The sequence below is a fragment of the Campylobacter concisus genome (assembly GCF_002914195.1).
In the GTDB taxonomy this organism is placed as follows: domain Bacteria; phylum Campylobacterota; class Campylobacteria; order Campylobacterales; family Campylobacteraceae; genus Campylobacter_A; species Campylobacter_A concisus_M.
This window is the reverse complement of the sequence record NZ_PPAU01000108.1, coordinates 73,898-95,576: the sequence shown is the minus strand read 5'-3', so window position 1 is coordinate 95,576 and position 21,679 is coordinate 73,898. Positions and strand designations below refer to the sequence as shown.

Annotated in this window: 22 protein-coding genes; 20 read left to right on the top strand and 2 right to left on the bottom strand. The window is 38.4% G+C overall.

Annotated elements, in window-relative coordinates; translation table 11 throughout:
• From pglA to CYP28_RS06450, 14 genes are all read left to right on the top strand, one after another.
• Entirely contained in the window at positions 1–1,116 is a 1,116-nt protein-coding gene (gene pglA / locus CYP28_RS06515; RefSeq protein ID WP_103593566.1) for a N,N'-diacetylbacillosaminyl-diphospho-undecaprenol alpha-1,3-N-acetylgalactosaminyltransferase, read from the top strand.
• Positions 1,109–1,714, top strand: a complete 606-nt coding sequence (gene pglC / locus CYP28_RS06510; protein WP_087586201.1) for an undecaprenyl phosphate N,N'-diacetylbacillosamine 1-phosphate transferase — start codon at positions 1,109–1,111, stop codon at positions 1,712–1,714. The genes pglA and pglC overlap by 8 nt, the downstream gene beginning before the upstream one ends.
• Complete coding sequence (gene pglD, locus CYP28_RS06505) at positions 1,701–2,291, top strand: UDP-N-acetylbacillosamine N-acetyltransferase (protein WP_103593565.1); 591 nt, start codon at positions 1,701–1,703, stop codon at positions 2,289–2,291. Before pglC ends, pglD begins: the two co-directional genes overlap by 14 nt.
• Positions 2,292–2,339: 48 nt before the next feature.
• Positions 2,340–3,431 carry a UDP-N-acetylbacillosamine transaminase gene (gene pglE, locus CYP28_RS06500; RefSeq protein WP_103593564.1) on the top strand — a complete coding sequence of 364 codons (1,092 nt, stop codon included), beginning with the start codon at positions 2,340–2,342 and terminating at the stop codon, positions 3,429–3,431.
• Complete coding sequence (pglF, locus tag CYP28_RS06495) at positions 3,431–5,212, top strand: UDP-N-acetylglucosamine 4,6-dehydratase (configuration-retaining) (RefSeq protein WP_103593563.1); 1,782 nt, start codon at positions 3,431–3,433, stop codon at positions 5,210–5,212. The genes pglE and pglF overlap by 1 nt, the downstream gene beginning before the upstream one ends.
• A 2-nt stretch (positions 5,213–5,214) precedes the next feature.
• The gene (locus tag CYP28_RS06490) at positions 5,215–6,111 is read left to right on the top strand and encodes a PDC sensor domain-containing protein (RefSeq protein ID WP_103593562.1); all 897 of its coding nucleotides are present in this window, start codon (positions 5,215–5,217) and stop codon (positions 6,109–6,111) included.
• Positions 6,108–6,719, top strand: coding sequence for an imidazole glycerol phosphate synthase subunit HisH (gene hisH, locus CYP28_RS06485; RefSeq protein WP_103593561.1), 612 nt, complete (start codon positions 6,108–6,110; stop codon positions 6,717–6,719). The genes CYP28_RS06490 and hisH overlap by 4 nt, the downstream gene beginning before the upstream one ends.
• Positions 6,719–7,429: a 1-(5-phosphoribosyl)-5-[(5-phosphoribosylamino)methylideneamino]imidazole-4-carboxamide isomerase gene (gene hisA / locus CYP28_RS06480; protein ID WP_103593560.1), complete on the top strand. Its 711-nt coding sequence runs from the start codon at positions 6,719–6,721 to the stop codon at positions 7,427–7,429. The genes hisH and hisA overlap by 1 nt, the downstream gene beginning before the upstream one ends.
• A gap of 63 nt (positions 7,430–7,492) precedes the next feature.
• Positions 7,493–7,858, top strand: a complete 366-nt coding sequence (locus CYP28_RS06475; protein ID WP_002939933.1) for a chemotaxis response regulator CheY — start codon at positions 7,493–7,495, stop codon at positions 7,856–7,858.
• On the top strand, positions 7,858–8,691 hold the full coding sequence (locus tag CYP28_RS06470; protein WP_103593559.1) for a 50S ribosomal protein L11 methyltransferase: 834 nt from the start codon (positions 7,858–7,860) through the stop codon (positions 8,689–8,691). Before CYP28_RS06475 ends, CYP28_RS06470 begins: the two co-directional genes overlap by 1 nt.
• On the top strand, positions 8,684–10,609 hold the full coding sequence (gene ftsH / locus CYP28_RS06465; RefSeq protein ID WP_103593558.1) for an ATP-dependent zinc metalloprotease FtsH: 1,926 nt from the start codon (positions 8,684–8,686) through the stop codon (positions 10,607–10,609). The genes CYP28_RS06470 and ftsH overlap by 8 nt, the downstream gene beginning before the upstream one ends.
• A gap of 2 nt (positions 10,610–10,611) precedes the next feature.
• A complete protein-coding gene (locus CYP28_RS06460) occupies positions 10,612–11,238 on the top strand; it encodes a phosphatidylserine decarboxylase (RefSeq protein ID WP_103593557.1) in 627 nt (208 codons plus the stop codon).
• Positions 11,231–11,962, top strand: coding sequence for a CDP-diacylglycerol--serine O-phosphatidyltransferase (gene pssA / locus CYP28_RS06455; protein WP_103593556.1), 732 nt, complete (start codon positions 11,231–11,233; stop codon positions 11,960–11,962). The genes CYP28_RS06460 and pssA overlap by 8 nt, the downstream gene beginning before the upstream one ends.
• Before the next feature lie 145 nt (positions 11,963–12,107).
• On the top strand, positions 12,108–13,622 hold the full coding sequence (locus tag CYP28_RS06450) for a 2-isopropylmalate synthase (protein WP_021091757.1): 1,515 nt from the start codon (positions 12,108–12,110) through the stop codon (positions 13,620–13,622).
• 341 nt (positions 13,623–13,963) lie between these two features.
• Here the strand turns inward: CYP28_RS06450 and CYP28_RS06445 are convergent, their stop codons facing one another.
• Positions 13,964–14,614 carry a tRNA threonylcarbamoyladenosine dehydratase gene (locus CYP28_RS06445; protein ID WP_103593555.1) on the bottom strand — a complete coding sequence of 217 codons (651 nt, stop codon included), beginning with the start codon at positions 14,612–14,614 and terminating at the stop codon, positions 13,964–13,966.
• Entirely contained in the window at positions 14,604–15,380 is a 777-nt protein-coding gene (surE, locus tag CYP28_RS06440; RefSeq protein WP_103593554.1) for a 5'/3'-nucleotidase SurE, read from the bottom strand. The genes CYP28_RS06445 and surE overlap by 11 nt, the downstream gene beginning before the upstream one ends.
• Before the next feature lie 102 nt (positions 15,381–15,482).
• On the opposite strand from surE, the gene lpxB reads away from it, so the two are divergent.
• From lpxB to CYP28_RS06410, 6 genes are all read left to right on the top strand, one after another.
• Positions 15,483–16,517 (top strand): lipid-A-disaccharide synthase, encoded by a 1,035-nt coding sequence (gene lpxB / locus CYP28_RS06435; protein WP_103593553.1) that lies wholly within the window; start codon positions 15,483–15,485, stop codon positions 16,515–16,517.
• 3 nt (positions 16,518–16,520) lie between these two features.
• The gene (gene greA / locus CYP28_RS06430) at positions 16,521–17,006 is read left to right on the top strand and encodes a transcription elongation factor GreA (RefSeq protein ID WP_103593552.1); all 486 of its coding nucleotides are present in this window, start codon (positions 16,521–16,523) and stop codon (positions 17,004–17,006) included.
• Between the two features lie 63 nt (positions 17,007–17,069).
• Positions 17,070–17,861 carry a UDP-2,3-diacylglucosamine diphosphatase gene (locus CYP28_RS06425; protein ID WP_103593551.1) on the top strand — a complete coding sequence of 264 codons (792 nt, stop codon included), beginning with the start codon at positions 17,070–17,072 and terminating at the stop codon, positions 17,859–17,861.
• Entirely contained in the window at positions 17,861–18,814 is a 954-nt protein-coding gene (locus tag CYP28_RS06420; protein ID WP_054197033.1) for a chemotaxis protein, read from the top strand. The genes CYP28_RS06425 and CYP28_RS06420 overlap by 1 nt, the downstream gene beginning before the upstream one ends.
• Before the next feature lie 8 nt (positions 18,815–18,822).
• A complete protein-coding gene (locus CYP28_RS06415; RefSeq protein WP_103593550.1) occupies positions 18,823–21,165 on the top strand; it encodes a hybrid sensor histidine kinase/response regulator in 2,343 nt (780 codons plus the stop codon).
• A gap of 9 nt (positions 21,166–21,174) precedes the next feature.
• Entirely contained in the window at positions 21,175–21,672 is a 498-nt protein-coding gene (locus tag CYP28_RS06410) for a chemotaxis protein CheW (RefSeq protein WP_085658145.1), read from the top strand.
• Positions 21,673–21,679 lie beyond the last annotated feature (7 nt).

Genomic DNA, 21,679 nt, shown 5'->3' with positions numbered 1-21,679 from the left:
ATGGCAAGGATAGGGTTTTTAAGCCACGCTGACATGAGCATACACTTTTTTAGACGCCCTATAATGCAGGCTTTAAAAGATATGGGGCATGAGGTTTTTGCTATCGCTCCAAAGGGAAATTTTACTAATGAGCTTGCTAAAAGCTTTCACTCTGTCACTTACGAGCTTGACAAAGCTAGTCTAAATCCACTAACGGTGATAAATAACTCAAAAAAACTATCTCAAATTTTGGGCGAGCTAAATTTAGACCTGCTGCAAACTGGCGCTCACAAGTCAAATGTCTTTGGCACATTTGCTGCTAAAAACGCTGGTATAAAGTATGTGATAAATTTGGTGGAAGGTCTTGGTAGCTTTTATATCGATGATGATATTAAGACAAAGGCTGTGCGTTTTGTCATGGAGAGTCTTTATAAATTTTCTTTTGTAAAGGCCGATGCTTGCGTGTTTGTAAATGACTCGGATGCTGATTATATGATTTCAAAAAAATTAATAGATAAAAGCAAAGTGTACCGCATAAAAAGTGTCGGCGTGGATACTACTAAATTTGATCCAGCTATCACGCAAGCTGCAGACTTGGGCGAAAAAAAGGTTATTTTAATGATCGCAAGAGCCATGTGGCACAAGGGCGTTCGTGAATTTTACGAGGCAGCTGAAATTTTAAATGGCTACAAAAACTGCGAATTTGTCTTTGTAGGTGAGGGCTTTGCTGGTAATAAATCAACCGCTGACGAGAGCTTTTTAAAAGGTGGCAAGGTACGTTATCTTGGCGCTAGAAACGATATCCCGCAGCTTTTAAAGGCTTCTTACTTGCTAGCACTTCCTAGCTACAAAGAGGGTTTTCCAAGAACGGTTTTAGAGGCGATGAGTATGGCTAAAGCAGTCGTTGCAAGTGACGTGACAGGCTGCAATGAAGCTGTAAGAGACGGCTACAACGGACTTTTATGCAAGGTAAAAGACGCAAGCGATCTAGCAGAAAAGATAAAAATTTTGCTTGATGACGAGGCGCTTTGCGCTAAGCTTGGGCAAAACGGCAGAAACTGGGTGGTTAGCGAGTTTGACGAGAAGCAAATCGCGAAAAGATATATAGAAATTTATAGGAAATTTATAGATGTATAGAAATTTTTTAAAGAGGGTGATTGACATTTTGGGGGCTTTGTTTTTGCTTATTTTAACATCGCCTATCATCATAGCAACGGCGATTTTTATCTATTTTAAGGTAAGCCGCGATGTCATTTTTACGCAGGCAAGACCAGGTCTTAATGAGAAAATTTTTAAAATTTATAAATTTAAAACGATGAGTGACGAGCGTGACGTAAATGGCGAGCTCTTGCCAGATGAGCAGCGTCTTGGTAGATTTGGCAAACTTATCCGCTCGCTTAGCCTTGATGAGTTGCCACAGCTTTTTAATGTGCTAAAAGGCGATATGAGTTTTATCGGACCAAGGCCGCTTTTGGTCGAATATCTACCCATCTATAACGAAACGCAAAAGCACCGCCACGACGTGCGCCCTGGTATCACAGGGCTAGCGCAGGTAAATGGCAGAAACGCCATAAGCTGGGAGAAAAAATTTGAGTACGACGTCTATTATGCTAAAAATTTAAGCTTTATGCTTGATGTAAAGATTGCCTTACAGACCATCGAAAAGGTGCTAAAACGAAGTGGTGTCAGCAAAGAGGGGCAGGCGACGACGGAGAAATTTAATGGCAAAAACTAAGAAAATCTACATCTACGGAGCAAGCGGGCATGGCCTTGTAGTAGCTGACATCGCTAGAAATAATGGCTATGATGAGATAGTTTTTTTAGATGACGCTAGTGAGTGTAAATTTAGCCCAGAGCTTGAAAAAGCTGACATTATAATAGCCATTGGCGAAAACAAAACTAGGCAAAAGATCAGCCAAAAAGTAGAGGCTGCTGGCTTTGAGATAGTAAATTTGATCCATAAAAGCGCGGTTGTGAGCGAGAGCGCTGTGATAGAAAAAGGTGTAGTTGTCATGCCAAATGCCGTTATAAACGCAAAAGTACGCATAAAAGAGGGCGCTATCATAAACTCTGGTGCGGTGATAGAGCATGAGTGCGTGATAGGTAAATTTGCTCACATTAGCCCAAATGCAGCCCTTGCTGGAAACGTTAGAGTGGGCGAATTTACACATGTTGGCATCGGCTCAAGCGTCATTCAAGGTATAAGCATCGGCAGCAACTGCATCATTGGCGCTGGAAGTGTGGTCGTTAGAGATATAAAGGACGGCACAAAGGCTTACGGCGTACCAGCATGCGAGCGCGCTAAGATATAAATTTAAAAATAAGTGCTAAAATCGCCAAAAAATCACGAAAGGGATGAAATGGATAGGGTTTTTTTATCTCCACCAAATATGAGCGGAAAAGAGCAAGAATATATAAAAAAAGTTTTTGAAAGTAACTATATAGCGCCACTTGGCGAGTATGTAAATAAATTTGAAGAAAGTATAAAAAGCTATACCGGAGCAAAAGATGCTCTTGCACTAAGCGCTGGAACTGCGGCGCTTCACCTAGCACTTCGCGTCCTTGGCGTAAAAGAGGGTGATTTTGTACTAGCTTCTAGCTTTACTTTCATGGCTTCAGTCTCACCTATACTTTATGAAAAAGCAACTCCAGTATTCATAGACTGCGATGAGAGTTGGAATTTAAGCCCAGAACTACTTAAAAAAGCAATCTCAAATTTACCTAAAAAGCCAAAGGCATTAGTCGTTACTCATCTTTACGGACAAGCTTCAAAGATGAAAGAAATTTGTGAAATTTGCCAAAATGAGGGCATCGCTTTGGTTGAAGATGCAGCTGAAGCACTCGGCGGATTTTACGGCGGTAAGGCACTTGGCACATTTGGCGTAATGGGTGCATATAGCTTTAACGGTAACAAGATCATCACCACTTCAGGTGGCGGCATGTTGGTTGGTGACAAGGAATTTGTAGAAAAAGCTAGGTTTTACAGCACTCAAGCAAGAGAGCCTTTGCTTCACTACGAGCACAAAGACTATGGCTACAACTACCGCTTAAGTAACGTGCTAGGTGCTATTGGCGTGGCTCAGATGGAAGTTTTGGAAAAAAGAGTCGAGCAAAAGAGAAGAGTTTTTGAAATTTATGAAAAAGAGCTTGGCAACGTTTTAGAATTTATGCCAGAACTGCCAAATTCTCGTGGTAACAGATGGCTGACAACTGGCGTTTTTGCTAAAAAAGATGCACATTTAAAAGTTATCAAAGCACTAGCTGATGAAAATATTGAGAGTCGCCCACTTTGGAAACCTATGCACTTGCAGCCTATATTTAATGGTGCGTTAAGCTTTATCGATGGATATAGCGAAGATCTATTTTCAAGAGGAATTTGCTTGCCAAGTGGCAGCGATATGAGTGAGCAGACACAAGAAAGAGTGATAAAAATAGTCAAGGAAAATGCGTAATGTTTCATGCAACAAAGTTAAAAAGGCTCGTATTTTTCCTTCTTGGCGATGTTTTTATATTTATCTTTTCGATATATGTGGCTTATCTTTTAAGATTTAACGCTGACATCCCAGATATCTACGTGCAAGGGCTTTTTGTAACGGCTGGATTTTTGATCGTATTTAAGCTCTTTTTTATGTGGATGTTTAAAATTTACAAGGTGCCGTGGAGGTTTTTTGGATTAAATGAAGCAAGAAAAATTTTCTTAGCTCACGTTTGCTCAGCTGTTTTATTTACGATCATTTTTTTTATCATTCAAGATTTTTTAAATCCATATCCAAGAAGCGTTATTTTCATTGATCTTCTTATTTCATGCTTGCTTGTTGGGCTTTTAAGAATTTCAAAACGCATGGTGCTTGACTTTTCAAATAGACCTCACAAAGGTGAGCCTTGTATCGTTATAGGTGCGACATCAAAAGCGCTTCACGTCTTGCGTGGCTTAAAGCAAGGCTATCTTGACTACTATGCGGTTGGAGTGGTAGATGGCAGGAGTGATCTTGTTGGTACTTATTGTGATGGATTTTTAGTGCAAGATAAAAAAGAGATACCAAGCCTTATAAAAGATTATGACGCAAAGACCGCTATCATCGCGCTTGCATTAGATCAAGATGAGCTTCAAGCCTTAGTCGATGAACTAACGGGATACGGCATAAGAGATATGAAACTATTTTCGCTTATCGAAAACGAGCCAATCAAGGATATCTCGATCGAAGACTTACTCGCTAGAAAGCCAAAAGACCTTAATCCAGAGGCTATTTCAAATTTTTTAAAAGATAAAAGAGTACTTGTCACTGGAGCTGGCGGCAGTATAGGAAGTGAAATTTGTAAGCAATGCTTAAAATTTGGTGTAAGTGAACTTATAATGGTTGAGCACAGCGAGTTTAACCTTTATAAGATAGGCGAAGATACAAAAGATAAAAGAACTATTAGCAAGCTTGTAAATATCACAAATTTAAAGGATTTTGAAGAAGTTTTTGATGATTTTAAACCTGAGATCGTCATCCATGCAGCAGCCTACAAGCACGTACCACTTTGCGAGCTAAATCCTTGCTCAGCAGTTAAAAACAACATCCTTGGCACAAAAAATGCAGTCGATCTTTCTAAAAAATATGGCGTTAAGAAATTTGTCATGATCTCATCAGACAAGGCTGTGCGCCCAACAAACATAATGGGTACGACTAAGCGTGTTTGCGAGCTTTACGCACTAAACTCAAACGAAGCAGGTGTATGCGAGATAGTTTGCGTTCGCTTTGGAAATGTCCTTGGCTCAAGTGGCTCTGTTATACCGAAATTTAAAGCACAAATCGCCGCAAATAAGCCACTAAGTGTTACTCACCCAGAGATCACAAGATATTTTATGCTTACATCAGAAGCTTGTCAGCTAGTCCTTCAAGCGGCCTCTATCGCAAAAGGTGGCGAGCTTTTCGTGCTTGATATGGGTGAGCCTGTTAAGATCGTTGATCTTGCTAAAAAGATGCTTCTTCTTTCAAACAAAGAGCATTTGGGTATAGAATTTGTAGGTCTTAGACCAGGCGAGAAGCTTTATGAAGAGCTACTTATCAACAAAGATGATGTGCAAACCAAGTATGAATCGATCTTTGTAACGCATTCAGAGCCTTACGATTTAGCGCTTTTAAACTCGCAGATAAGTGAGCTTTTACAGCTTGAGGATAATGAGATCGCACCTGCACTTAAAAAGATCGTTCCTGAGTTCAATCACGCATTAAATTTAAAAGGTTAAATTTGGTTATAAAAGATATTAAGAGATTTAGTGACACGAGATATAAGGCAAGGGCGTATATTTGCTATTTATTTAGTAGAAATTTGCCAAATAGACTACCTGGAGTTTGTTTGGAGAACATAAAAGCTGGTTTTGACAAGATCAGCCACGAGATAGAAAATTTTGACGCATTGTATATCTTAGACGAAAATGGCATACAGATCGAAGACTCTATCAGCCTAAATGAAAAGTATAAAATTCCAAAAGGCGAAAACCGCGCAAATAAGGCATACTATTACACTGCAGTGCGTGAGAAAAGGTGCGTTTTAAGCGATCCATATCCATCAAGTCTAAATGGAGATTTATGCGTCACAGCAAGCGTGCCTATCTATAATGAAAAAAATGAGCTTAAATTTATTGCCTGCATCGACATTAGCTTAGAAAATATCCTAAAAATGGTCGACGGTGGCTTTGTTGAGGAGCATTTTGGTAGATTTTTAAAGACTGTTTACACACTATTTTGTGCCTCACTTTTTATGATCTGTGCGTTTTTGTTTTGGCATGGCGTGAAGAGCTTTATCTCAAAAAGTATCGAGCATATAAATGTCGAAGAAATTTTTGAATCAACCATCATTTTAACGCTGGCTCTTGCCATTTTTGATCTTGTTAAGACGATATTTGAAGAAGAGGTTTTAGGTAAAAATCACGAAGAAAATAGCGTTATTTATAAGACGATGGTGAGATTTATCGGCTCAATTATCATCGCACTTGCGATCGAAGCGCTTATGCTAGTCTTTAAATTTGCTATTACTGCACCTGAAAATATCATAAACGCTATCTATCTAATAGGCGGTGTGGCGATGCTGATGGCAGCACTTAGCTTTTATCTCTTTAGCGTAAAAAGACAAGAGAACAAATGATCGCTATTATTTATTATGGTGCGGGCAATATCAAAAGCGTGATAAATGCTTTTAAATTTCTTGGACATGAGTGCGTTTTAGTGAGTGAGCCTGATAGTTTAAAAGAGTACTCTCATATCGTTTTACCAGGCGTTGGAGCTTTTGGTGAGGCTATGACAAAGCTAAAAAATAACGGCATGGACGAAGCCGTAAAAGAAGCTGTAAAAAGCGGCAAAGCTTTTATTGGCATTTGTCTTGGTATGCAGCTTTTATTTGAGCGAAGCTTTGAGTTTGGCGAGTATGAGGGACTTTCTCTTTTGCCCGGTGAGGTCGTAAAATTTAATGAAGCTAATTTCGATAAACCATTAAAGATACCTCACATTGGCTGGAACGCCTTGGAATTTAAGCAAAATAGCCCATTAAATTTAGGACTAAAAGAGCTTGAGTATTTATATTTTGTACACAGCTATCATGTGGTTTGTGATGATAAATTTGCACTGGCAAAGACAACTTATGGATATGAATTTACAAGTGCGGTTTGGCATGAAAATATCTTTGGCTTTCAGCCTCATCCAGAAAAAAGTCATGAAGCTGGACTTAAAATTTTAGAGAATTTTGCGAGGTTGTGATGGAAATTTTCCCAGCGATTGATTTAAAAGAGGGACAAGCAGTTAGGCTAAGCAAAGGTCTTATGCAAAGCGCTAAAATTTATAGCAGTGAGCCAAGTGAGCTAGCTAAAAAATTTGAAGATTATGGCGCAAAATGGCTTCATGTGGTTGATTTAGATGGTGCATTTGCTGGAGAGACGATAAATTTTAAAACAATTGAAAAAATTACAAAGGCTACAAATTTAAGCGTCCAAGTGGGTGGTGGCATAAGAGATGAAGAGCGAATAAAACGCTATTTAGACCTTGGAGTTAACAGGGTGATCCTTGGCTCAGTTGCCCTTCGTGATCCAGAATTTACAGCAAAAATGGCTGAAATTTATAGAGTTGTAGTCGGCATTGACGCAAAAGATGGCTACGTGGCCGTGCAAGGTTGGGGTGAGATCTCAAATATAAAAGCAGTCGATCTTGCAAGAAAATTTGCAGATGTTGGCGTGGAAGCTGTGATTTGTACTGATATTAACAAGGATGGAATGCTTGGCGGAGTCAATGTTGAGTTTAGCTTACAAATAGCTAGAAATAGCAAGCTTGAGACGATAGCAAGTGGTGGCGTGAGTGATATAAATGATATTTTGATGCTAAAAGCTACAAATGAGATTAGTGGCGTAATAGTTGGGAAAGCCTACTATGAGGGGTTGCTTGACCTAAAAGAGGCCTTTAAACTACTTAGATAGCGTTAAAGCTTTTATAAATTTAAATTAGCTAGAATAGGGCAATTTTTACTAAAAGGATATTATGTGAAGATTTTGGTTGTAGATGACAGTTCAACAATGAGAAGAATCATAAAAAATACTTTACAAAGGTTAGGACATCAAGAAATTCTTGAGGCTGAGCATGGTCTTGAGGCCTGGAATATCTTAACTCAAAACGAAGGTATCGAAGTTCTTATCACTGACTGGAATATGCCTGAGATGAATGGTCTTGAGCTTGTTAAAAAGGTAAGAGCAGAGCAAAAGTATGTTGATATGCCTATCATAATGGTAACAACAGAGGGCGGAAAAGCCGAAGTTATAACAGCTTTAAAAGCAGGTGTTAATAACTACATCGTTAAACCTTTTACACCACAAGTTTTAAAAGAGAAGCTTGAAGACGTTCTTGGTTAATGAAAGATAAATTTTACGAATTAAGCATAAAAACATCAAATTTTTATGATGAAATTTTAGAGCTAGTTTTCTCTTTTGGAGTTACCTGTGTTGAAGAGCTAGATCACGAGATCATCATCAGGGAAGAGTATGATCTAAAAGATATAGCTTGGGGTATCGAAGAGTATGCAAAAGGGCTCTCTAGTGTTCGTAAGATTTTAAATGATTTAAAAATTTCTCTTAATTTAAAAGAAAATAAAGACTGGCTAGGTGAATATAAAAATGCAGTTAAGCCCATTTTGGTTGATAAAATTTATGTTAGACCTAGCTGGGAAGAGCCACTTAATGGCGTAACAAATATCATAATCGACCCGGCTCTAGCCTTTGGCTCAGGGCACCATGAAAGCACAAATTCTTGCTTACAACTTTTACAAAAATATGCAAAAAGTGGCAATACCACTTTAGACGTGGGCTGCGGAAGTGGAATTTTAAGTATTGCCTTGGCAAAGCTTGGCTGTAAGGTCGATGCTTGTGATACAGACGAGCAAGCCACACAAAGCTCACTTAGTAACGCCGAGTTGAATGAGGTTAAATTTAATAAAATTTGGACAGGCTCTATCGCGAATTTAGAGCAAAAATATGACATTGTCGTAGCAAATATTATCGCTGATGTTATTTTTATGCTCTCAAATGACTTGAAAAAATCGCTTAAAAAAGGCGGCTATTTAGTATTGTCAGGAATTTTGAACAAGTACGAAGATAGGATTAAAGATACTTTTAAGGATTTGGAGCTAATTGAGATAAAACAAAGTAACGATTGGAGTAGCTTTGTTTATAAGGAAATAGATGAATAACCAAAATAATAACCAAAATAGTGGCAATAATAACGGTTTTTTTAATAAAAATCCTATTTTTATTTTTGCCATTTTTGCAATAGTTATAGTTTTAGCTTTTAGAAGCTTTAGTGGAGATGGACTTGGTGGCTCTTTTGGGCTAAATAGTAATGCTCAGAGTAAAATGGTAGCTTATTCTGAGTTTAAAGATATGTTAAAAAATAAGCAACTAAATGAGGTTGCTATCTCAGAGACTACCATAAAAGGCATAGGTAGTGACAAAACTATCTATCTTGCAAAACGTATAAATGATCCAACACTCATTGGCATACTTGAGCAAAATGGCATAACTTATAGCGTTTATAGCGAAAATAACTGGTTTGGCGATCTTATATTTTCATGGATCATCCCGGTATTTATATTTTTTGCTATTTGGATGTTTATTGCTAGTCGTATGCAAAAGAATATAGGCGGTGGCATACTTGGCATAGGAAGTGCAAAAAAGCTTATAAATTCTGAAAAGCCAAAAGTAAAATTTGATGATGTCGCAGGTGTCGAAGAGGCAAAAGAAGAGGTTCAAGAGATAGTTGATTATCTAAAAAGTCCTGATAAATATCTAAGACTTGGGGCAAAAATTCCAAAAGGAATTTTGCTAGTTGGCCCTCCAGGCACAGGTAAAACACTTCTTGCAAGAGCAGTTGCAGGCGAGGCTAGCGTGCCATTTTTCTCTATGTCAGCATCAAGCTTTATAGAGATGTTTGTCGGTGTTGGCGCAAGCAGAGTTAGAGATCTTTTTGAAAATGCTAAAAAAGAGGCTCCAGCGATCGTTTTTATAGATGAGATCGATGCGATCGGTAAAAGTAGAAATTCTGGTCCAATGGGTGGCAACGACGAGAGAGAGCAGACGCTAAATCAGCTTCTTTCTGAGATGGACGGCTTTGATGCGGATAAATCGCCAGTCATCGTTATAGCAGCTACAAACAGACCTGAAGTTTTAGATGCTGCGCTTTTGAGGCCAGGTAGATTTGATAGGCAAGTGCTTGTTGATAAGCCTGATTTTAAAGGACGCTGCGACATTTTAAAAGTTCACATGAAAGATGTAAAGATCGGTAAGGATGTAAATATCGAAGATATTGCAAGGCTTACGACTGGTTTAGCTGGTGCTGATCTTGAAAATATCATAAATGAGGCTGCACTTCTTGCAGGACGTAAGTCAAAGACCTTTGTTGAGCAGGCTGATCTTGTGGAGGCCGTTGAGAGATCTATTGCTGGACTTGAGAAAAAGTCTCGCCGCGTAAATCCAAAAGAAAAAAGGATCGTCACTTATCATGAGTGCGGTCATGCCTTGATAGCTGAGCTAACAAAAGGTGCAAAAAGGGTAACAAAAGTCTCAGTCGTACCACGTGGTCTTGCGGCACTTGGCTATACTCTAAACACGCCTGAAGAGAATAAATTTATGATGCAAAAGCATGAACTGATAGCAGAAGTAGATGTACTTTTGGCTGGTAGAGCAGCTGAAGAGGTGTTTATTAAAGAAATTTCAACCGGAGCTAGTAACGACCTAGAGCGTGCGACTGATATCATAAAAGCTATGGTTAGTATGTATGGCATGAGCGATGTTGCTGGTCTTATGGTGCTTGAAAAGCAACGCGCGACATTTTTAAATGGTGGTCAAAGCATTAAAGATTACAGTGATAAAATGGCTGAAAAGGTTGATGAGTTTGTAAAAACACTTCTTCATGAAAGATACACGGCTGTGCTTGGTTTGCTTGAAATTTATAAAGGTGCTATTGAAAATATGGTATCAGCACTTTATGAAGAGGAAACAATCGAAGGAAAAAGAGTTAGAGAGATTATTAAAAACTACGAGATCGAAAATAGTCTAGAGAGCAGGGTTGTAGAGATTGAAGAAGACGAAAAGAGCAAAAAAGAGGAATAAAAATGAGTGGTTATATCGCGAAAGCAGGATATAAATTTATATTATTTTTTCTAATTTTATTTGTTTTATCTTTGCTATTTGGGATCTTGCCACTATTTTTTGCTATTTTATTCTTTTTGAGTCTTTATTTTTTTAGAGACCCTGAGAGAGAGCCATTTTCTGATGATAAATTGGCTTTACTATCGCCAATTGATGGCAAGATAAAAGAGATTAGTGTTTCAAATTTTGATAATAATGAAGTAGCTAAGATCGTTATAAAAAAATCTTTTTTTGATGTTGGTACATTAAGGGCTGTAAGTGATGTAAAAGTAGCTGAAATACGCAAAAGACATGGCTTATTCTTATGCCAGGCTATAAAAATTTCAGAATTTTTAAATGAAAGAGCTATTATTCGCTTTGAAAAAGAGAATATAAAATTTGTTATGAAAATTATAGCTGGAGCTTTCAGTCGAAGTTTAGAAATTTCAAATGTTACTAGCCTAAAAGCATCTAGAAAATTTGGTTTTTTAGGAAGTGGTGAGGTGATTTTATACCTACCAAGAGATACTAAGATATGTGTAAGCGTTGGAGAAAGCGTAAAGGCTGCTTCACTTTTGGGATATTTTGAAGAGGGAAAAAGAGATGAATAACATACAAAAGATGCAACTAATGTATATCTTGCCAAATTTATTTACAGCAGCTAGTGCTTTTTTGGGTGTTATTAGTATTATTTCATCTATTCAAGGTAGCTATTTTAAGGCCATTATTTATATAATCTTATCGCTTATTTTAGATGGACTTGATGGGCGTGTGGCTAGACTTACAAAGACAACTAGTAAATTTGGGGTAGAGTTTGATAGCCTTGCAGATCTTGTTGCTTTTGGTGTAGCGCCAGCGATTTTATTTTATTTGACTATTGGTAAAAATTTTGGCAGATTTGGAGCACTTATAGCTGCTATGTTTGTGGTTTTTGGAGCTATCAGGCTTGCTCGCTTCAATGTCACTACTGGTACATATGAGCCAAATGTTTTTATCGGACTTCCTATTCCATCAGCAGCTATTGTGAGCGTACTTTGGGTTGGTATTTATATTGACTATACTTTTTTAGAGGGATTTGAGTGGTGCTTGATGCTACTTGAAGCTACTTTGGCAGCTTTAATGGTTAGCAACATCCGCTATCCAAGCTTTAAAAAAATAAATTTAAAACAAACTCACGTGATAAGAATTTTAGTAGCTCTTGTAGTTGCGTTTTCGATGCTTTATCTATATCCATTTGAAAGTGCGACTTTGGTTATGAGCGTCTATATGCTTTACGGCATAGTAAGAGCCACTATAATGTTTAGTAAAAATTCCAAAAAAAAGGAGAGCGAATGAGCGAAAATGGTGTCATAAAATCACGTAAATTTTTACCAAAAATCGAAATCAAAAACTCTCTACTGCTGCTACTTAGGTAGCAAATTTCTCTTTACTTAACTCATCAAATTTAAAATTTAAATATAAAAATAAAAAAAGGATAAAAATGGATAAGAATAAAATTATAATCTTTGATACAACTTTAAGAGATGGTGAGCAAAGCCCTGGTGCATCGATGAACACAGCTGAAAAACTACAGATCGCACTTCAGCTTGAAAGGCTTGGTGTGGATGTTATGGAGGCTGGATTTGCAGCAGCAAGCCCAGGGGATTTTGATGCTGTAAATCAAATAGCAAAGCAAGCCTCAAATATTACGGTTTGCTCTCTTGCACGCGCAGTTGAGCGTGATATCAAGGCAGCTGGCGAGGCATTAGCTCCAGCTAAAAATAAGAGAATTCATACATTTATAGCGACAAGTCCAATTCATATGGAGTACAAGCTAAAAATGAGCCCAGATGAAGTAATAAAACGTGCAGTCGAGTCTATAAAATACGCAAAAACCTTTTGTGATGATGTGGAGTTTAGCTGCGAGGACGCTTGTAGAAGTGAAATGAGCTTTTTAAAAGAAATTTGTGATGCGGCCATAAATGCGGGTGCAAAAACTTTAAATATCCCTGATACAGTTGGTTATTTATATCCTGAAGAGATAACTGCTCGCATTAGTGAAATAGTAAAATTTGTAGGCGATAGAGCCATAATATCTGTGCATAATCATAATGATTTAGGCATGGCTACAGCAAACTCGTTAGCAGCCATAAAAGCTGGTGCAAGGCAGGTCGAAGGTACGATAAATGGCATAGGTGAGCGCGCCGGAAATGCTGCGCTTGAAGAGATCGTGATGGCTATTAAAACTCGCCAAGACGTCTTTGCTCCATTTTATACAGACATTATCTCAAAAGAAATTTATCCAACTTCAAGACTGATTGCTAGTATTATAGGCATTGAGCCTCAACCAAACAAAGCTATCGTTGGTAAAAACGCATTTGCTCATGAGAGTGGCATACATCAAGACGGCGTGCTAAAACACAAAGAGACCTATGAGATAATTAGCGCTGAGAGTATAGGCCTTGAGAAAAATTCCCTTGTTTTAGGTAAGCATAGCGGTCGCCACGCGTTTAAAGATAAGCTTGCTAGCCTTGGATTTGACCTTGATAGCGATGCTCTTAATAAGGCTTTTGAAAAATTTAAAGAGCTAGCTGATAAGAAAAAAGAGATATTTGATGATGATATTAGGGCTCTTGTGGCTGAAGAGATTACAAAAATTCCACAAGCTTATGAGATCACGGCTCTTCTTCAAAGTAGCGGCGGAAGCCTTGCGAGTGCTTCAATTAGTATAAAACACAATGATGAGATTATTAGCGACTCAGCTCTAGGAAATGGTACTGCTGATGCGATATTTAAGGTGGTTGATCGTATTAGTGGCATTAGCGGCACGCTAAAAGACTATAAAGTGGCGTCTGTTTCTCAAGGCAAGGATGCACTTGCAAAGGTTGATGTAAAGGTCGAGTTTGAGGGTAAAACGGCTGTAATAGGCCATGGACTTGACATAGATACTATGATGGCAAGCGCAAAAGCCTATGTTGGCGCACTAAATAGCTACCTTCGCATACATAAAAACTAAAATTTTAGCCGGCTGCTAAATTTGCAGCTGGCTATTTTAAATTTAATCCAAAAAATATATAAATTTTTAAAATTTAAAGTCCTTATTTAAAAAAATAGAATTTTACTATCTTTGCAAATTTTAAAATCTTACTCACTCACCTTAGCAACTTACTAATTTTAGGGCTCATAAACATTCACTACTAAATTTAGAAGTGTGATATGCTCGCTCATAAATTTTAAAATTTGCTAGATTCTCATCTTGGATTGTTAAATTCGTGTTTTGTAGAGCTGGCTATTAAATTTATATCCAAAAAATGCCAGCTTTAATTTGAAATTTTGCTCGGATAATAAATGTTTGACTTACTGCCCAACTATCTTTTTAACAGCCAGTGAAGCTAAATTTAGCCCAAAGCAAGCAGTCACGCCCATGAAGCTTCCAAGTGGCTTGCAAAGTGGCTCTTCTGTTGAAAAGACCACATCAAATTTATCGCTAAAGCCTGATTTTTTGAGCTCATATCTATATTTTCTAGCTAGTGGATCGACCGAGGTTTTCCAAATGCTAGCCACCTTTATCTTAGTTGGATCGATTCTTTTTGCACCGCCCATCGAGGCTATAAATTTGCTAGGATCTACTGCATTTGCAAGGGCGATCTTGGCGGTGATATCATCGATCGCATCGATCACCACGTCAAATTTACTAAAGTTAAATCCAGCAACAAACTCAGGCGTGATCAGCGTCTGCATAGGCGTGATACAAGGATAAATTTTGGCAAACTCCTCGACCTTTATGCCGCCTACGTTTTCGCTGTAAATTTGGCGGTTTTGATTTGTCATGTCAAAGATGTCTTTATCGATTAGAGTGATGCTTCCGACTCCGCTTCTAGCAAGCGCATCCACGCACATCCCGCCAACGCCTCCAGCTCCGCAAACTAGTACTTTTGCGCTTTGAAGCTTGCTAAAACCCTCATCGCCAAAGAGCCATCTTATTCTTGTAAATCTATCATTTTGCATCAAATTTCCCCTTTAAGCTCTCCAAACTCTCGTATGAAGTCATATTTAGTTTTATGGGCGTTATCGTGGCAAAGCCCTCATTTACCTTGCTGATGTCGCTTGGCTCGCCTTTTTCATATTCAAGTGCGGCGTTTCCAAGCCAGTAGTACTCGATGCCTCTTGGGTTGCGATTAAGCGTGGCATGCGTGGCGTAGGTGCGTCTGCCAGCTGGCACGACGGCATAACCTTTGAAATTTTTGCTAGTTGTGGCTGGGATATTTACATTTAGAAATTCTCTTTGATTTAGCGAAATTTCACCCTCTAGCACTTTTGGCACGATAAATTTCACGACCTCTTTTGCTAGATTAAAGCCAAGTTCATTTAGTGAGTTATTTGCATAAAACTGCGAAAAGGCGATACTTCTAATGCCTTGCAAAACCCCCTCCATGGCAGCTCCGCACGTGCCAGAGTAGGTTATATCTTCACCCAAATTTGCTCCGTGATTTATGCCGCTTATCACTAGATCTGGCTTTTTGTTATAAAGTGCGTGAAGTGCGAGATAGACGCAGTCACTTGGCGTTGCGTCATCGAGTTTAAAAAAGTTATCATCAAGTTTTATGAATCTAAGTGGTCTTGTGAGTGTCAAAGAGTGAGCGCAGGCTGATTTTTCAGAGCTTGGAGCTACGATCGTGACGTTCACGCCATCTAGCTCGCTTAAAGCTTCTTTTAAGGCAAGCAAGCCAGTTGCCTCAAATCCATCGTCATTTGTTATCAAAATTTCTTTCAAATTTTATCCTTTAAAGGGTTGGATTTTATCACAGCTTTCTTAAAATTTTAAAGAATTTTTGCGTATAATGCCCCCAAAAAAAGACCTGATGAAAGTGTGTAAATGAAAATTTTAGTCTCCGCTCTTGAGCCATCGGCAAATTTGCATTTAAAAGAAATTTTGAAAAATTTCGAGGGCGAATTTGAGCTAATGGGAATTTTTAGCGAAGAGCTTGGCACGCCATATATGAAAAGTAGCGAGTTTTCAGCTATGGGTTTTGTCGAGGTTTTGCCGCTCATTTTTAAAGCAAAAAAAGCGATAAAAGTGATGAGCCAGATGGCAAAAGAGGCCGACGCAGTGCTACTTATCGACAGCCCAGCTTTTAACCTGCCACTTGCAAAGGCGATAAAAGAGGCTGGCGTAAAAGCAGCCGTGACATATTACATTTTACCTCAAGTTTGGGCGTGGAAGCCAAAGCGTGTGAGCGCGGTTGAGAGGTATTGTGACAACCTAGCTTCGATCCTACCATTTGATGCGAAATTTTATAGTCGCTCGACCTACGTGGGACATCCTTTGATAGATGAGATAAAGCTTAAAAAAACTAGCCTAAGCAGTAGTGGCAAAGTGGCGTTTTTGCCAGGCTCAAGAAGGTCAGAGATTTCAAGACTGATGCCAGTTTATAGAGAGCTTGCTAAAAAGATAGAAGCAAAAAGGCTGCTTGTCGTGCCGTCATTTTTACTTGATAAAGTGGATGAAATTTATGGCGATGTAAGCGATTTTGAGATCGTTTCAAACACTCCTGAGGCTTTGTATAATAGTGATTTTGCCTTTATTTGCTCAGGCACGGCTACGCTTGAAGCAGCGCTCATTGGTACGCCATTTGTGCTAGCATATAAGGCAAAAGCAATAGATGTTTTCATCGCTAGAAAATTTGTAAAGATCAAGCATGCAGGACTTGCAAATATAATGTTTGACTTCATAGGCAAAGAGCCGCTTCATGAGGAGTTTATCCAAGAGTTTGCAACGGCTGAAAATTTATTTAGAGCTTATGAGAGCTGTGATAGGCAAAAATTTTTAAAAGGCTGCGATGAGCTACGGGACTACCTAGGGCATGGCAGCAGTAAAAATGTAGTAAAAATTTTAAAAAATATGGAGTAAAAAATGAGTGAACCAATGACAATGCACGGATATGAGAAGATAGAAGCTGAGCTAAAAGATCTAAGGCTGGTGCAACGCCCTCAAATCGTAACTGAGATCGACATCGCAAGAAGTCACGGTGACCTAAAAGAAAATGCTGAGTATCACGCAGCAAAAGAGAAACAAGCCTTTATTGACGCTAGGATCGCTGAGCTTAGCGCGCTTCTGGCAAATGCTGAAGTGATTGATCCAAGTAGCTATGAGCACGATAGAGTTAGATTTGGCTCAAGCGTTACGATAATGGACGAGGAAACCGAAATAGAGCATACATATACGATAGTTGGCATTAGTGAAAGTGACCTAGACAAGGGCTATATCTCGATAAACTCACCTCTTGCAAAGCAGCTTTTGGGCAAGGCTGAAGGTGATGAGGTGGCGCTAAATTTACCAAAAGGCAGAAGCGACGTTGAGATCGTAAAAATTTGCTACAAGCCTATAAAATTTGACTAAAAAGACGAGGCGAAGAGCTAAAAACTGCTTTTTGGCTCTGCTAATTTTTAATTAAGGCAAAATTTGAGCGAATATCTATATGCCCCTGTTATAAAAGAAGGTGCGATCTTTATAGCTGATGCGCATGAAAACGTAAACCGAAATGGCTTTTTAAAATTTTTAAGAGCTGTTGATAGCGGGGAGATCAAAGAGCCGCCACAAATTTTTTTATTAGGCGATATGTTTGATTTTTTAACGGGCGAGGGCGAATACACAAGAGAATTTTACGCTGAGCATCTAGATCTTATAAATAAAATTTCACAAAAGGTAGAAATTTTTTACTTCGAGGGCAATCACGATTTTAGACTTTCAAATTTATTTAATAAAACAAGAGAAATTTGGGATGGGCGTGAGATGCTGCGCTATAAAAGCGTTAGGGTTTATGATATTTACGATCAGCCAGCAAATTTTAAAACGATCAATGAAGAGCGCGTTCAGATCGCGCATGGCGATATATTTTTACCTTTTGTAGATAAATATGCACTTAGATTTTTGCGTTTAAAATGGTTTTTAAAATTTATGAATGCTTTGGATAAATTTTTAAATTTTAAAATATCAAAAGTGATATTAGCAAAACTTACCAAGAAAAATTTAGACTATAAAATTCCTAATTTTAAGGAGCTAATGAGCAAGCATTTGCAAGGATATGAGGCTAATATCGTGATAGAAGGACACTATCATCAAGGCGAGCAATTTAACATTTACGATAAGTTTTATATAAATTTACCTTGTTTTGCATGTGAGCAAAGTTATTTTGTTGTAGAATACGGCCAGCAAAAATTAAATTTGCTCAAAATGAGTTTGAAAGGACATTGATGTTTGGAGATAACGTACTAAAAACGGACTCAAACGAGATGGAACTTGTTGATTTTCGTATCTTTAAGAAGACCGAAAACAAAGTATATGAAGGAATATACGGAGTCAATGTCGCAAAGGTGCGGGAGATCATTAAGATGCCAAATCTTACAGAGCTTCCTGGCGTTCCCGAGTATATCGAGGGAATTTTTGATTTAAGGGGTGTAGTGATCCCTGTCATAAATTTGGCAAGATGGATGAATATTATTGAGCCAACCGAAGGCGTAGTTATAAAGCCACGTGTTATTATTGCTGAGTTTAGTGGTATTTTGATCGGTTTTATCGTCCATGAGGCAAAAAGGATCAGACGTATAAGCTGGAAAGATATCGAGCCTGCAAATTTTGCTTCAGGTTCTGGTGCTTTAGATAAAGGCAAAATAACAGGCGTAACAAGAATAGAAAATGATGAAGTTTTACTTATCCTTGATCTTGAAAGCATAGTAGAAGAGCTTGGAATTTACTCACCAAAGATCGATTTTGATGTAACAGACGATCAAAAATTAAAAGGTGCTGCTTTAGTTTTAGATGATAGCTCGACTGCTAGAAAACTGGTAAAAGATGCACTTGAGAAGATGGGACTTAGCGTAGTTGAGGCTAAAAATGGCGTTGAGGGCTTGGAGAGAATGGAAGAGCTTTATCAAAGATATGGAGATAACCTATCAAGAGAGCTTAGAGTTATCTTAAGTGATATTGAAATGCCACAGATGGATGGATACCGCTTTGCTTCAACTCTTAAAAACGATGAAAGATTTAAAGAAGTACCAATAGTATTTAACTCCTCATTGAGTAATGATTTTAGTGAAATTAAGAGCAAAGAAGCTGGTGGTGCGGCGTATCTTACAAAATTTGATGCAAGCATATTTTATCAAGAAGTGCTAAAAGTTATTGAAGCACATTCTAAATCTGCAAAATGAGGTGAAACATGGATGATATGAAAGAAATAATGGAAGACTTTTTAATAGAGGCTTTCGAACTTATTGAGCAGATAGATCATGACCTTGTTGAGCTTGAGTCAAACCCTGAAGATTTGGAATTATTAAATAGAATTTTCCGCGTTGCTCACACAGTAAAAGGTAGCTCAAGTTTTTTAAATTTTGACGTTTTAACAGAGCTTACTCACCATATGGAGGATGTTTTAAACAAAGCTAGAAAAGGCGAACTAAAGATCACTCCAGACATCATGGACGTAGTTCTTGAGTCAGTTGATATGATGAAAGGTTTGTTAAGCAGCATTAGAGATCATGGAAATGATACAGCTGCTGGCATTGATATTAAAAATATTTGCGCAAGACTTACTCAAATTTCTGAAGGTGAGACTCCAACAGCAGCTCCTGAAGCTCCTGTTACGCCAGTAGCTGAGCCAACACCAGAGCCAGAGCCAGCCGCGCCTGCCGAAGAAGCACCAGAGATAAGTGATGCTGAGCTTTCAAAATTAAGTGATTCAGAAGTTGAAGCAGAGATAGAAAGACTCTTAAAGGTTAGAAAAGCAGAAGACCAAGCAAGGCGTGCTTCAAAAGGCATAGCTCCAAAATCTCCTAGCGAGATAGCTCCAGCTGCAAGTAGCACTTCAGCTCCAGCTGCAAAAGCAGAGAGCAAAGAAAAAGACGGAGATAAGAAGGTCCCAGCGGCAAGTAGTGGTGCAGTGGCTCAGGAGCAAACTATACGCGTTGAAGTAAAAAGACTTGATCATTTGATGAATCTAATTGGTGAGCTTGTTCTTGGTAAAAACCGCTTATTAAAAATTTATGATGACGTGGAAGAGAGATATGAGGGTGAGAAATTCCTTGAAGAGTTAAATCAAGTAGTCTCAAGTCTAAGTCTAGTTACGACTGATATTCAGCTTGCGGTTATGAAGACAAGAATGCTTCCAATAGCAAAAGTCTTTAATAAATTCCCACGTATGATACGCGATCTTAGCCGCGATCTTGGTAAGCAAATCGATCTTGAAATTTCAGGTGAAGAGACTGAGCTTGATAAGTCAATCGTAGAAGAGATCGGCGATCCACTAGTACACATTATCAGAAATTCATGCGATCATGGTATCGAGGATCCTGAGACAAGAAAGGCAGCAGGTAAGCCAGAAAAAGGCCTTGTTCAACTAAAAGCTTACAATGAAGGTAATCACATTGTTGTTGAGATAGTTGATGATGGTAAAGGCTTAGATGCTGATATGCTTAAATCTAAATCGATAGAAAAAGGCATCATCACTGAGCGCGAAGCTGATGCGATGAGCGAAAAAGAGGCATTTGGCCTTATCTTTAGACCAGGATTTTCAACTGCGGCAAAGGTCACAAACGTATCTGGTCGCGGTGTTGGTATGGACGTTGTTAAGACTAATATTGAAAAACTAAACGGTATCATTGATATTGAAAGTGAAGTTGGAAAAGGCACGGTTATGAAGCTTAAAATTCCACTCACACTTGCGATTATTCAGTCACTACTTGTTGGAACACAAGAAGAATTTTACGCTATTCCACTTGCTAGTGTTCTTGAAACTGTTCGTGTACCTATTGATGATATCTACACGATCGATGGCAAAAATGTACTAAGGCTAAGAGATGAAGTTTTATCTCTTGTTAGACTTTCTGATGTGTTTGGTGTTGAGAAGGCATTTGATGGTGGAGATCAAACTTATGTCGTAATAATCGGTGTTGCTGAAGCAAAACTAGGTATTATCGTCGATACTTTGGTTGGACAAGAAGAGATTGTTATTAAATCAATGGGCGATTATTTACAAAATATCCCAGGTATTGCCGGTGCTACTATTAGAGGTGATGGCCGTGTGACTTTGATTATAGATGTTGGTGCTATGATGGAGATGGCAAAAGATATTAAGGTAGATATTAGAGCCGAAATAGAAGATAGTACAAAAGCAAAGGAAAAGCCAAGTGATTATAAAGTCTTGATAGTTGATGACTCAAAAATGGATAGAACTATCATGCAAAAAGCGCTTGAACCAACTGGGGTAACGATAATAGAAGCCACAAACGGTGTTGAGGCATTAAATATCGTAAAATCCGGAGAACACTCCTTTGATGCGATCTTGATAGATATTGAGATGCCAAGAATGGATGGATATACGCTAGCTGGCGAAATTAGAAAATACTCTAAGTATAGAAATTTACCACTTATTGCTGTTACATCAAGGACTTCAAAAACAGATAGATTACGTGGTGTAGAAGTTGGAATGACTGAGTATATTACAAAACCATATTCAGCCGAGTACCTAGAAAATGTCGTTAGAAAGAATATAAAATTAGCTTAGGGGTAAGGGATGAACAATAAACTAAATCAAGTTTTAAGCAAACAAAAACAGCAAATAAATGGTCCTGAGTTAAAAAATAATGAGGATATAGTTCAGCTAGTAGGATTTGTTGTCGGCGAGGAAGAGTACGCGATACCTATTTTAAATATCCAAGAGATAATCAAACCTATTGAATATACACGTGTTCCTAGTGTACCTGATTACGTTCTTGGCGTGTTTAACCTACGTGGAAATGTTATTCCGCTTATTGATTTGCGTAAGCGTTTTTCACTAAATGTCACAAAACAAAGCCCAAGCACAAGATATATCGTTATGAAAGATGCGGATAATATCGCTGGCTTTGTGATAGACCGCTTGACGGAGGCTATCAGAATAGACCGCAATAGGATTGATCCGCCACCAGAGACTTTAGTAAAAGACAAAGGCATGATTTATGGTATCGGTAAGCGCGACCAAAATATTCTTACGATCTTGAAGGTCGAAAGCCTTTTAAAACGTGATTTTTAGGGTATAG

Coding starts and splice junctions, on each gene's coding strand:
- pglA (WP_103593566.1), top strand. CDS start 1: ATGGCAAGGATAGGGTTTTTAAGCCACGCTGACATGAGCATACACTTT.
- pglC (WP_087586201.1), top strand. CDS start 1,109: ATGTATAGAAATTTTTTAAAGAGGGTGATTGACATTTTGGGGGCTTTG.
- pglD (WP_103593565.1), top strand. CDS start 1,701: ATGGCAAAAACTAAGAAAATCTACATCTACGGAGCAAGCGGGCATGGC.
- pglE (WP_103593564.1), top strand. CDS start 2,340: ATGGATAGGGTTTTTTTATCTCCACCAAATATGAGCGGAAAAGAGCAA.
- pglF (WP_103593563.1), top strand. CDS start 3,431: ATGTTTCATGCAACAAAGTTAAAAAGGCTCGTATTTTTCCTTCTTGGC.
- hisH (WP_103593561.1), top strand. CDS start 6,108: ATGATCGCTATTATTTATTATGGTGCGGGCAATATCAAAAGCGTGATA.
- hisA (WP_103593560.1), top strand. CDS start 6,719: ATGGAAATTTTCCCAGCGATTGATTTAAAAGAGGGACAAGCAGTTAGG.
- CYP28_RS06470 (WP_103593559.1), top strand. CDS start 7,858: ATGAAAGATAAATTTTACGAATTAAGCATAAAAACATCAAATTTTTAT.
- ftsH (WP_103593558.1), top strand. CDS start 8,684: ATGAATAACCAAAATAATAACCAAAATAGTGGCAATAATAACGGTTTT.
- CYP28_RS06460 (WP_103593557.1), top strand. CDS start 10,612: ATGAGTGGTTATATCGCGAAAGCAGGATATAAATTTATATTATTTTTT.
- pssA (WP_103593556.1), top strand. CDS start 11,231: ATGAATAACATACAAAAGATGCAACTAATGTATATCTTGCCAAATTTA.
- CYP28_RS06450 (WP_021091757.1), top strand. CDS start 12,108: ATGGATAAGAATAAAATTATAATCTTTGATACAACTTTAAGAGATGGT.
- CYP28_RS06445 (WP_103593555.1), bottom strand. CDS start 14,614: ATGCAAAATGATAGATTTACAAGAATAAGATGGCTCTTTGGCGATGAG.
- lpxB (WP_103593553.1), top strand. CDS start 15,483: ATGAAAATTTTAGTCTCCGCTCTTGAGCCATCGGCAAATTTGCATTTA.
- greA (WP_103593552.1), top strand. CDS start 16,521: ATGAGTGAACCAATGACAATGCACGGATATGAGAAGATAGAAGCTGAG.
- CYP28_RS06420 (WP_054197033.1), top strand. CDS start 17,861: ATGTTTGGAGATAACGTACTAAAAACGGACTCAAACGAGATGGAACTT.
- CYP28_RS06415 (WP_103593550.1), top strand. CDS start 18,823: ATGGATGATATGAAAGAAATAATGGAAGACTTTTTAATAGAGGCTTTC.
- CYP28_RS06410 (WP_085658145.1), top strand. CDS start 21,175: ATGAACAATAAACTAAATCAAGTTTTAAGCAAACAAAAACAGCAAATA.